Genomic DNA, 11189 nt, shown 5'->3' with positions numbered 1-11189 from the left:
GGGGCCGAGATCCGGCCCCGGTGCGGGCTCCCACCCGTCGTCAGTTGGTCTTCTGCTGCTCGATCGGCGCGGCGACCTCGGCCTTCGACTCGGTCTCGACCTTCGCCTCGACCTCGGCCGGGGCCTCGTCCTTGATCTCTTCGGCCGCGGGCGCGCTGTCGGTGACGACCTTCTCGCGGACCGCCTGGCGCACCCAGGTGGTGGTCATGCCGGGGGCCAGCTCCAGGTCGATGGTGTCGTCGCTGGTGGCCACGACGGTGCCGAACACACCGGAGGTGGTCATCACCCGGTCGCCGGGGGCGATCGAGTTCTGCAGCTTCTGCTGCTCCGCCATCGCGCGCTTCTGCTTGCGCGCCTGGAGGAACAGCGGCACCGCGAGCAGGACGATCAGCAGCGGGAGAATCAGGGAGTTGAGGTCCATCGTGCTCCGTTCAGCGGACGCTTCGGGGCCCAGCCCTCGCAGTACTGCGCCCGAATTGTTCGGATGTTCAAGCCCCAGTGTGCCAGGTCAACTCGGGTCGACGGGCTCTCCCACTGGGTCGGGAGGGCCACCGCGGCCCGCCGGAGCGGGTCCGCGCCTGCCGTGCCGCGCACGACCCGTCCGATCGGCGCCGGACGAGACGTGAGGAGGATAACGTCACGCGGCGGAGCCCGACCAGCGCCCCGGTCACCGGCGCTTGAACAGGTTCGGTCTTCAGTTCTCCGGCGGCGGAGCCGTGGGGCGACTCGCACCGCCGCGGGTGCGCACCCGGCCGGGACGTCGGTCCGGACGGGGCGGTTCCGCTACCCGCGGCCGCGGCTCGCGAGGAGTCCGGCGGCGGGTCCTCGGACACGGTATCGGCGTTTTGTCACCGTTGGGTCACTCGGCGAAGAGTTCCGGCTGCGGGCTGCCCGGCGCGTGCTGCGGCGGGGTGAGGCCCAGGTGGTGCCAGGCCGCCGCGGTCGCGACCCGGCCGCGCGGGGTGCGGGCCAGCAGCCCGGCGCGCACCAGGTACGGCTCGCAGACCTCCTCCACGGTGCTCGACTCCTCGCCCACCGCGACCGCCAGCGTGGAGATCCCCACCGGGCCGCCGTGGAAGGAGTTGATCAGCGCGCTCAGCACCGCCCGGTCCAGCCGGTCCAGGCCGAGCTCGTCGACGTCGTAGACCTCCAGCGCGGCCCGCGCGACCTCCAGGGTCACCGCGCCGTCGGCGCGCACCTCGGCGAAGTCGCGGACCCGGCGCAGCAGCCGGTTGGCGATGCGCGGTGTGCCGCGCGAGCGGCCGGCGATCTCCACGGCGCCGTCGTCGCGCAGGTCCACGCCCAGGATTCCCGCCGAGCGGCGCACCACGAGCTCCAGCTCCTCCGGCGAGTAGAACTCCATGTGCGCGGTGAAGCCGAAGCGGTCGCGCAGCGGACCGGTCAGCGCGCCGGACCGGGTGGTGGCCCCGACCAGCGTGAACGGCGCCAGCTCCAGCGGGATGCTGGTGGCACCGGGGCCCTTGCCGACGACGATGTCCACCCGGTAGTCCTCCATCGCCAGGTAGAGCATCTCCTCGGCGGGGCGGGCGATCCGGTGGATCTCGTCGATGAACAGCACGTCGCCCTCGGCGAGGTTGGACAGCATCGCCGCCAGGTCACCGGGCCGTTCCAGAGCCGGACCGGAGGTGACCCGGATCGACGAGCCGAGCTCGGTGGCGATGATCATCGACAGGCTGGTCTTGCCCAGCCCTGGCGGGCCGGAGAACAGCACGTGGTCGGGCTGGTCGCCGCGCTTGAGCGCGCCGTGCAGCACCAGCTCCAGCTGTTCGCGCACCCGCGCCTGGCCGATGAACTCGCTGAGCTTGCGCGGCCGCAGCGACGTCTCGACGTCCTGGTCGGACGCGTCCTGGTGCGCGGTCAGCGAGACGCCCTCGCCGGACCAGTCGGCCTCGTCCTGGTGCATCTGAGCCTGTCCCCTAGCAGTGTGCGTGTCCCCGACCTGGGTTCTTTGTCTTTGAAACGCCGGAGGCGTTTAGCCCGCCCTCGCAGCTCGCACCGCCGCGGGTTCTCAGCGTCCGCCTGGCGAGGACGGCCCGGCCGCCGTGCATTGGTCATACATCAGGCCGGGCACCCGGAGTCCAGGCGGGCGCTGAGGTTCCGCTACCCGCACCGCCACGCAAAACGAGTTCGTCAGACAGTCACATCTACGACCTCACTTCGGTCCGAGTGTGGCGAGTGCCTTGCGCAGCACTGCTGCGGTGTCGAGGTCGCCGTTGCCCGCTGCCAGGACCGACTCGACGCTCTGGTCGGCCTGCTTGGCCGAGAAGCCCAGGCTCACCAGCGCCTCGGAGACCTCCGTGCGCACTCGGCCGCGGTCCGCCGTGGTCGCCGGTTCCACCGTTCCGGCCACCACGCCGACCTTGTCGCGCAGCTCCAGGATCAACCGCTCGGCGCTCTTCTTCCCGATGCCCGGGACCTGGGTGAGCACCGTCAGGTTGCCGTCGGCCAGCGCGTGGCTGAGCTGGTCCGGCGAGAGCACCGCGAGCGCGGCCAGCGCGAGCCGCGGGCCGACCCCGGACGCCGTCTGCAGCAGGACGAACAGGTCGCGGGACTCCGCGTCGGCGAAGCCGTAGAGGGTCAGCGAGTCCTCGCGGACGATCAGCGAGGTCCACAGCCGGGACTCCTCGCCCCGCCGCAGGCCGGCCAGCGTGACCGGGGTGGCGTGCACCGCCATGCCCACGCCGCCCACTTCGATCACGGCGTGGTCCAGCCCGATGGACAGCACCGGACCTCGCACCGTGGAGATCATCGGTCAACCCCTCCTGGTCGTGTCGCAACGTTCGTCTTCGCATCGCGCCCTCCGGTGGCCTTCGCGGCCGCCTTGAGCCGCGCCCGGTGGTTGCGGGCCAGCTCGGCGGCCCTGGCCTCCGCCTGGGCCAGGCGGTCGGCCATCGGCGCCCGCCACAGGTGGCAGACGGCCAGCGCCAGGGCGTCGGCGGCGTCCGCGGGCTTGGGCGCCTCGGCCAGCCCCAGGATCTTGGTGATCATGATGGTGACCTGCTTCTTGTCCGCCCGGCCGGACCCGCTGATGGCCGCCTTGACCTCGCTGGGCGTGTGGAACGCGACCGGCAGGCCGCGCCGCGCGGCCAGCAGCGCCACCACGCCGGAGACCTGCGCCGTGCCCATCACGGTGCGCACGTTGTGCTGGCTGAACACCCGCTCGATGGCCACCACCTCGGGCCGGTGCCGGTCCATCCACCGCTCGACCTCGTCGGCCACCGCGCGCAGCCGGAGCGGCAGCTCGTCCTCCGGCGGAGTGCGCGCGACACCGACGGCGACGGCCGAAACCGATCGCCCCCGTCCCCCGTCGACCACGCCGAGCCCGCAGCGGGTCAGCCCGGGGTCGACTCCCAGCACGCGCACCACGACGCCACCTGCCCACGCTCGACCTGAACACTCGTTCGAAACCCTATCGAACCGCGCTGGCGGCCGCCCGCACCGACACGCGCACGCATCCCCTGACCGGGTGAATCAGGGGCCGTCGGCGCCGGGCGTCCAGCTCTCCGGCAGACCGCTGTCGGTCAGCACCGGCTGGTAGTCGCGGAACCCGCCGGGCGCATCCGGCTCCCACGGGAACTTCGCGTCCTCCGGGCTGGAGACGATCAGCTGCACGGCGGGGAAGTCGGGCCCGTTGTAGACCAGGAACGCGCTGCCCAGGTACTCCGGGTAGTGCTGCAGGGCGACCTTCTCGAAGGTCACCGGGCAGCCCTTCAGGAAGCCGTCGTAGAGCCGGCCGGGCACGAACCGCTCGCCCTGGCCCACCCGCTGCACGTAGGTGTTCACCACCGCGTTGGCAACCTCGTCGGGCAACCCGATCACCACGACCTCGGGCTTGCCGAAGCGCCGCCACGCGCCGACCGAGAAGGCGTACTGCGCACCGTGCTCGTCGCCCGCCACGTGCATCACCGCTGCGCCGTGCTTCTCCGCGGTGTTGACCATCCAGCGGCGCAGTTCCTCATCCGTGTCGACCACGATCGCCATTCTGCCTTGCGAAGCACGCCGCTCCCGCCGGCGGCCACGAGGACCACCGACGGGAGCGGCGCGGACACGTTCCGGTGCTAGGCGTTGACCTCTTCGAGCACCGAGTCGTCGACGTCGAAGTTCGCGAACACGTTCTGCACGTCGTCGCAGTCCTCCAGCGCGTCGATCAGCTTGAAGATCTTGCGCGCCCCTTCGGCGTCCAGCTGCACGTTGACCGAGGCCAGGAAGTTGGTCTCCGCCGAGTCGTACTCGATGTCGGCGGCCTGCAGCGCCTTGCGCACCTCGACCATGTCGGCCGGGTCGGAGAGGATCTCGTAGCTCTCGCCCAGGTCGTTGATCTCCTCGGCTCCGGCCTCCAGCACCGCCGAGAGCACGTCGTCCTCGCTCAGCCCGTTCTTGGGCAGCAGCACGACGCCCTTGCGGTTGAACATGTAGGACACCGAACCGGCGTCGGCCATCGAGCCGCCGTTGCGGGTCATCGCGGTGCGCACCTCGCCCGCCGCCCGGTTCCGGTTGTCGGTCAGGCACTCCACCAGCACGGCGACGCCGTTGGGCCCGTAACCCTCGTACATGATGGTCTGCCAGTCGGCGCCACCGGCTTCCTCACCGGCCCCGCGCTTGCGGGCGCGCTCGATGTTGTCCATCGGCACGGAGTTCTTGCGCGCCTTCTGGATGGCGTCGTAGAGGGTCGGGTTGCCATCGGGATCGCCCCCGCCGGTGCGGGCGGCGACCTCGACGTTCTTGATCAGCTTCGCGAAGAGCTTGCCGCGCTTGGCGTCGAGGGCGGCCTTCTTGTGCTTGGTGGTGGCCCACTTGGAGTGGCCGCTCATCTCTCCTCCGTCTTTCTACGCGTGCGCTGCCGAATCCAGCCGCGCGCGGACGATCTGTACGAAATAGCGGTGCACGCGTTCGTCACCGCCGACCAGCTCCGGGTGGAACGAAGTGGCGAGCACCGATCCCTGCTGAACCGCGACGATCCTACCGACGCCGGGCGAGCGCTCGGTGCTGTCCGGGGCATCGGCCACGGCCAGCACCTCGACCTCCGGTCCCACCTCTTCCACCCAGGGTGCCCGGATGAACACCGCGTGCACCGGCCCGTCCGGCACTCCGGCGAAGTCCAGGTCGGTCTCGAAGGAGTCGACCTGGCGGCCGAAGGCGTTGCGCCGCACGACCACGTCCAGCGCGCCCAGCGGCCGGACCGCGGGCCGCTCCGGGGCCTGGTCCGAGACCTCGCGGGCGAGCATGATCATCCCGGCGCACGAGCCGTAGGCGGGCAGCCCCGCGGCGAGCCGCTCGCGCAGCGGCTCGTACAGCTCGAAGGTGTCGAGCAGCCGGGTCATCGTGGTGGACTCCCCGCCGGGCAGCACGATTCCGTCCACCGCGGCGAGCTCCTCGGCCCGCCGGACCGGGCGCGCGTCCGCACCGCAGCGCTCGAGCGCGGCCAGGTGCTCTGCCACACCGCCCTGCAGCGCCAGGACGCCGATCACGGGGTTCGTCACACCCCCGATTGTCCTGCACGCTCCTCGGCGGGCGAAGACCGGGACCTGCGCACCAGCCGCCACCCGGCGAACAGCGCGACCACCACGACCGGCACCGCGTAGAACGAGGCGCGCACCGCCAGCTCGTCGGAGAAGGCCGCCAGCACCACGATGAGCAGCAGGAACGCCAGGACGATCCAGTTGGTCCACGGCGAGCCGGGCATCCGGTAGGACGGGCGGACCAGCTCGCCCAGCGCAGCGCGCTTGCGCAGCTGCGCCTGCGCGATCAGCAGCGCCGCCCAGGTCGCGATGACGCCCAGCGAGGCGATGGAGGTGGCGATGTCGAAGGCGTCCTTGGGGACCACGTAGTTGAGCAGCACGCCGATCAGGAACACCGCGCCGGTGAACAGCACCGCGCCGAAGGGCGCGTGGCGGGAGTTGAGCCGCGCGGTGAACGAGGGCGCCTCGCCGCGGGTGCCCAGCGAGCGCAGGATCCGGCCGGTCGCGTACAGGCCGGAGTTGCAGCTGGACAGGGCGGCGGTGAGCACCACGAAGTTCATGACGTCGCCCGCCCACGGGATGCCGATGCTGGAGAAGACCGTCACGAACGGGCTCTGGTCGCCGTTGTACGACGTCCACGGCAGCACCATCGCCAGCAGCAGCACGGAGCCGATGTAGAAGACCGCGATGCGCCACACCACGCCGTTGATGGCGCGCGGCATCACCTTCGCCGGGTCCTCGGTCTCGCCCGCGGCGATGCCGGCCATCTCCATCGAGGCGTAGGCGAACATGACGCCCTGCATGCTCATCAGCACCACGGGCAGCCCGTTGGGCGTGAAACCGCCGTGGTCGACGAGGTTGTGCGGACCGGCCGTGCCGCCGCCGACCTCGGCGCCGGTGACCACCAGGGCCAGGCCGACGAACAGGAAGGTCACGATGGCCAGCACCTTGATCACCGCGAACCAGAACTCCAGCTCGCCGAACAGCTTCACCGACAGCAGGTTGACCGCCAGCAGCACGGCCAGGCAGATCAGCGCGGTCACCCACTGCGGGAAGTCCGGGAACCACTTGCCGATGTAGATGCCCGCCGCGGTGATCTCGGCGATGCCGGAGCCCGCCCAGTTCAGGAAGTACAGCCAGCCCGCGGCGAACCCGGCCCACGGGCCGATGAACTCGCGGGCGTACTCCACGAAGCTGCCCGCCACCGGCCGGTAGAGCACGAGCTCGCCGAGCGCGCGCATCACGAAGAACGCCGCGATGCCGCACAGCAGGTAGGACACCACCAGGGCGGGGCCTGCCTGGGCCATCCGGCCGCCCGCGCCGAGGAACAGGCCGACGCCGATGGCCCCGCCCATGGCGATCATCTGGACGTGCCGGTTCTGGAGCCCCTTCGCGTAGCCCTCTTCGTCGGTGCGGTGGATGGGCGCGGTGGCCAAGGGCGTGGTCCTCCCGTGGCGGGAGCCGGGTGCGCCCGGCTCGAGGTGTTCACCCCGGCGCAGCAAGCCGTTGCGCCGGATGGGCCAGGGGAACCTTAGACAGCGCCGCCAGGAGATCGGACTCGGGGTGGAGCAGCAGGTCAGCGCCGCAGGTCAGGGCCCGTGAGCACTTTGGGGCGCTATAGCACCCCGAACCGCTCACGGGCCACCACCTGCGGAAATGTCCTGTTTCGGGCTTTCAGGCCGCCAGCTCGAACAGGCGCAGCAGCGCCGTGGTGCCCGCCGCGGCGACCACGACGAGCACGAACGGCGCGCGCCGCCAGGCCAGCACGCCGCCGACCGCGACCCCGGCGAACCGGGCCCAGCCCGCGAACCCGCCGGATTCGAACAGCGCGCTGGTCGCCACGAACGCCCCGAGCAGCACGATCGCCGCGATCGACATCAGCTGTTCCCACTGCGGCGAGATCCGCAGCCGTCCCCGCAGCAGCGGTCCGGCCAGGCGCATCGCGTACGTTCCCGCGGCCAGCGCGAAGACCACTCCGAGCGTCATCGGGCTCCCTCCAGCTTCTTCGGCAGCGGCAGCACCGCGGCCACCCCGACCAGCGCGACCATGACCGGCAGGCCCTCCGGCAGCAGCGGTGTCGTCAGGACCGCGATCAGCGCTCCCACCGCCACCGCGCGCAGCGTCCGGAACTCGCGCAGCGAGGGCATGATCAGCGCGAGCAGCGCGGCGGGCATCGCCGCGTCGAGGCCGAAGGCGCCCGGGTCGCCGACGCCTTGCCCGAGCAGTCCGCCGAGGAACACCGACGGCGCCCAGGCGCAGTACAGGGCGATCCCGGTGAGCCAGTAGGCGCGCCGCTTCTGCTCCGGGGTCCGCTGCGCCATCGCGAAGGCCACGGCTTCGTCGACCATGAGGTGGCTGCCGATCAGCCGGGTCGGCCAGCCGCGGTCGAGCAGCCCGCCGACCGCCAGGCCGAACGGCAGGTGGCGGGCGTTGAGCATCAGGCCGCTGAGCACCGCGGTGACCGGCGCCGCGCCCGCGGTGATCAGACCGACCGCCATGAACTCCGAGCCGCCCGCGAACACCACCGCCGCCATCAGCGTGATCATCCACAGCGGTACGCCCTTGCTCACCGCGATCGCACCGAGCGAGGCGCCCACGATGGCCATCGCCAGCGCCATGGAGAGGACGTCGCGCACCAGCGCATCCCGCCAGAAACTCGTTCGCGTTCGCTGAACCGTACTCACGTTCGCTAGCATGAACACAACAGAGCGCGTTCGTCAAACCGAATTGAAGGACCGACAGAGCGAACACCGATGAGTGAGACAGAGAACACCCCGTCCGCGCCGCTGGAGACCATCGCCGCGTCCCTGCGCCGGGAGCGCGATCGCGCCGGGCTGACCCTGACCGAGCTCGCCAAGCGCGCCGGAATCGCGAAGTCCACGCTCTCCCAGCTGGAATCCGGCACCGGCAACCCCAGCGTGGAAACCCTGTGGGCGCTGGGCGTGGCGCTGGGCGTGCCCTTCAGCCGGCTCGTCGACCCGCCGACCCCGCAGGTGCGGGTGATCCGCGCGGGCCAGGTGCCGATCGTGCGCTCCGAGCAGTCGACCTACGCGGCGGCCCTGCTGTCCTCCGGTCAGGCGGGCGCGCGCCGCGACCTCTACGTGCTCGAACTCGAACCGGGCGGCGTCCGCCGCGCCGACGCCCACATCCCCGGCTCGGTGGAGCACGTGATCCTCACCGCGGGCCGCCTGCTGGTGGGCCCGGAGGACGGCCCGGTGGAGCTCGCGGTGGGCGACTACATCTCCTTCTCCGGCGACGTCCCCCACCGCTACGAAGCCCTGGCCCCCGGCACCACCGCAGTCCTCCTCATGGAGCACCGCTGACCACCCGCCGCGTCAATTTCGTACGAAATTGACGTTCACCCGGGTGATGGTCAATTTCGTACGAAATTGACCAGGCCCCCGCGCCGACCCGGGGTGATCGCGGGGGTCTGCGGGCTCGGACGGGTGGTTGTGGTCACTTGCGGGTGAGCAGGTGGTCCGGGATCGGCTCGTAGCCGCCGAAGTTGCGGGTGAAGGTCGCGCTGCCCGAGGTCAGGGAGCGGACGTTGACCGGGTAGCGGATCAGCTCGCTGGCGGGCACGTGCGCTCGCACCACCGTCCAGCCGCCGTCCTCCGGCTCCGTGCCGACCACCTTGCCGCGGCGGCTCGACAGGTCGCCCAGCACCGCGCCGAGGTGCTCGTCCGGGATGTGCACCGCCACCTCGTCGACCGGTTCGAGGGTGACCAGGCCCGCTTGTTCGGCGGCGGCCTTCAGGGCCAGCGAACCGGCCGCCTGGAACGCCGCGTCCGAGGAGTCGACGCTGTGGGCCTTGCCGTCGACCAGCGTGATGCGCAGGTCCACCAGCGGGCAGCCCTCGTTGATGCCCTTCTCCACCTGGGCCCGCACGCCCTTCTCCACGCTGGGGATGAACTGGCGCGGCACCGCGCCGCCGACCACGCGCTCGGCGAACTCCACACCCGATCCGCGCGGCAGCGGCTCGACCTCGATGTCGCACACCGCGTACTGGCCGTGCCCGCCGGACTGCTTGACGTGCCGCCCGTGCCCCTTGGCGGGCTGGGCGAAGGTCTGCCGCAGCGGCACCTCCACCGGCACCGTGTCGATCTCCGCGCCGCCCTCGCGCAACCGCTGCAGGACCACGTCGGCGTGCGCCTCGCCCATGCACCACAGCACCAGCTGGTGGGTCTCGGTGTCGCGCTCCAGCCGCAGGCTGGGGTCGGCGGCGACCAGGCGGTTGAGGTTGCGGGCCAGCGCGTCCTCGTCGCTGCGGGTGTGCGCGGTGACCGCGATCGGCAGCAGCGGTTCCGGCATCGGCCACGGCGTGAGCAGCAGCGGGTCGGACGGGTCGGAGAGGGTGTCGCCGGTCTCCGCCGAACCGATCTTGGTCAGCGCGCACAGGTCGCCGGCGATGCAGTGCGACACCTCGCGCAGGTTCGCGCCCAGCGGCGAGTACAGGTGCGCCACGCGCTCGTCCTCGTCGTGGTCCGGGTGCCCGCGATCGGCCATGCCGTGACCGGAGACGTGCACCGGGCGCTCCGGGCGCATCGTGCCGGAGAAGACCCGCGCCAGCGAGACCCGGCCCACGTAGGAGTCGACCGAGGTGTGCACGACCTCGGCCGCCAGCGGCCCGGCCGGGTCGGGGGTGAGCGCGCGCGGGTTGCGGCCGTGCGGGTCGGTGAACTCCGGCAGCGCGTGCTCCAGCGGCGACGGGAAGCCGCGGACGATGCCGTCGAGCACCTCCGCGATGCCGATCCCGGCCGTCGCGCACACCGGCAGCACCGGGTGCAGGCCGCCCTTGACCACCGCCTTCTCCAGGTCGGCGATGAGGGTGTCCTCGTCGATGCGCTCGCCGTTGAGGTACCGGTCCATCAGCGACTCGTCCTCGCTCTCGGCGATGATCGCCTCGATGAGCTCGCCGCGCGGCTGGTCGATCCGGGCCCGCAGCGGCTCGTCGGCGGGCCGCAGCTCACCGGATTCGTAGATGCTCTCGGTGACCAGCCCGACCAGCCCGGTCAGCTCCCCGTCCGCGCCGTGGTGCGGCAGGTACAGCGGCAGCACTCCCCCGCCGAAGGCGTCCTGGCAGGTCAGCAGCGCCGTGTCGAAGTCGGCGCGCGGCTGGTCGAGGCGGGCGATGAGCACCGCGCGGGGCATGCCGACGGCCGCGCACTCCTGCCAGATCGCCCGCGTCGCCGGGTCGATGCCCTCCGCCGCGGCCACCACGAACAGCGCGGCGTCGGCGGCGCGCAGCCCGGCCCGCAGCTCACCGACGAAGTCGGCGTAACCGGGGGTGTCGATGATGTTGATCTTGATGTTGCCGTGCTGGACCGGCGCGACGGCCAGGCAGATGGACCGCTGCTGCTCGATCGAGGCGGCTTCGTGGTCGCAGACCGTGGTGCCCTCGGTGACCGCGCCGCTCCGCGGGATCGTCGCGGTGGCCGCCAGCATCGCCTCGGCCAGGGTGGTCTTGCCCGCCGCCGAGGGCCCGACGAGCACGACGTTGCGGATGTCGGCGGGATCGGAGGGGGCCGGGATCGCCGGCCCTCCTACTGTGCCGCTCTGCTTGCTCCCCATGAGTACTCCTCGCACGCTCCCGGCAACCGATTGTGTCTCCGATCACACACCCGACGCCGAACGCGTGCAAGGCCGCCACCCGGTCGTCAGCCAGCGGTGCGGCGGCCGACGAAGTGGACTAGCGGAAATCTGGATTAG

The 11189-nt window shown here is 71.7% G+C and carries 12 protein-coding genes; 1 reads left to right on the top strand and 11 read right to left on the bottom strand.

What is annotated here, in order from left to right; genetic code table 11:
- Positions 1-40: 40 nt before the first annotated feature.
- The 10 genes from yajC to OU416_RS22920 all read right to left on the bottom strand — a co-directional run bounded on the left by yajC (position 41) and on the right by OU416_RS22920 (position 8164).
- The gene (gene yajC, locus OU416_RS22965) at positions 41-421 is read right to left on the bottom strand and encodes a preprotein translocase subunit YajC (RefSeq protein WP_270929072.1); all 381 of its coding nucleotides are present in this window, start codon (positions 419-421) and stop codon (positions 41-43) included.
- 438 nt (positions 422-859) lie between these two features.
- On the bottom strand, positions 860-1924 hold the full coding sequence (gene ruvB / locus OU416_RS22960; protein WP_270929071.1) for a Holliday junction branch migration DNA helicase RuvB: 1065 nt from the start codon (positions 1922-1924) through the stop codon (positions 860-862).
- 249 nt (positions 1925-2173) lie between these two features.
- Positions 2174-2770 carry a Holliday junction branch migration protein RuvA gene (gene ruvA, locus OU416_RS22955; protein WP_270929070.1) on the bottom strand — a complete coding sequence of 199 codons (597 nt, stop codon included), beginning with the start codon at positions 2768-2770 and terminating at the stop codon, positions 2174-2176.
- Positions 2767-3384, bottom strand: coding sequence for a crossover junction endodeoxyribonuclease RuvC (gene ruvC / locus OU416_RS22950; RefSeq protein WP_270929069.1), 618 nt, complete (start codon positions 3382-3384; stop codon positions 2767-2769). The genes ruvA and ruvC overlap by 4 nt, the downstream gene beginning before the upstream one ends.
- Before the next feature lie 108 nt (positions 3385-3492).
- The gene (locus tag OU416_RS22945; RefSeq protein WP_270929068.1) at positions 3493-4002 is read right to left on the bottom strand and encodes a DUF4262 domain-containing protein; all 510 of its coding nucleotides are present in this window, start codon (positions 4000-4002) and stop codon (positions 3493-3495) included.
- Between the two features lie 77 nt (positions 4003-4079).
- Complete coding sequence (locus OU416_RS22940) at positions 4080-4832, bottom strand: YebC/PmpR family DNA-binding transcriptional regulator (RefSeq protein ID WP_270929067.1); 753 nt, start codon at positions 4830-4832, stop codon at positions 4080-4082.
- 15 nt (positions 4833-4847) lie between these two features.
- Positions 4848-5501 (bottom strand): pyridoxal 5'-phosphate synthase glutaminase subunit PdxT, encoded by a 654-nt coding sequence (pdxT, locus tag OU416_RS22935; RefSeq protein WP_270929066.1) that lies wholly within the window; start codon positions 5499-5501, stop codon positions 4848-4850.
- Positions 5498-6844: an amino acid permease gene (locus OU416_RS22930; RefSeq protein WP_270929112.1), complete on the bottom strand. Its 1347-nt coding sequence runs from the start codon at positions 6842-6844 to the stop codon at positions 5498-5500. The genes pdxT and OU416_RS22930 overlap by 4 nt, the downstream gene beginning before the upstream one ends.
- A gap of 310 nt (positions 6845-7154) precedes the next feature.
- Positions 7155-7466, bottom strand: a complete 312-nt coding sequence (locus OU416_RS22925; RefSeq protein WP_093153960.1) for an AzlD domain-containing protein — start codon at positions 7464-7466, stop codon at positions 7155-7157.
- The gene (locus OU416_RS22920) at positions 7463-8164 is read right to left on the bottom strand and encodes an AzlC family ABC transporter permease (RefSeq protein WP_270929065.1); all 702 of its coding nucleotides are present in this window, start codon (positions 8162-8164) and stop codon (positions 7463-7465) included. Before OU416_RS22920 ends, OU416_RS22925 begins: the two co-directional genes overlap by 4 nt.
- 69 nt (positions 8165-8233) lie before the next feature.
- On the opposite strand from OU416_RS22920, the gene OU416_RS22915 reads away from it, so the two are divergent.
- Positions 8234-8803, top strand: a complete 570-nt coding sequence (locus OU416_RS22915; RefSeq protein ID WP_270929064.1) for a helix-turn-helix domain-containing protein — start codon at positions 8234-8236, stop codon at positions 8801-8803.
- Positions 8804-8936: 133 nt separating this feature from the next.
- Here OU416_RS22915 and OU416_RS22910 read toward each other — a convergent pair whose 3' ends face one another.
- Positions 8937-11051, bottom strand: a complete 2115-nt coding sequence (locus OU416_RS22910) for an elongation factor G-like protein EF-G2 (protein WP_270929063.1) — start codon at positions 11049-11051, stop codon at positions 8937-8939.
- Positions 11052-11189 lie beyond the last annotated feature (138 nt).

It is taken from the genome of Saccharopolyspora indica (genome assembly GCF_027853965.1).
Classification (GTDB): Bacteria; Actinomycetota; Actinomycetes; order Mycobacteriales; family Pseudonocardiaceae; genus Saccharopolyspora; species Saccharopolyspora indica.
This window is presented reverse-complemented; position numbering and strand designations above follow the sequence as displayed.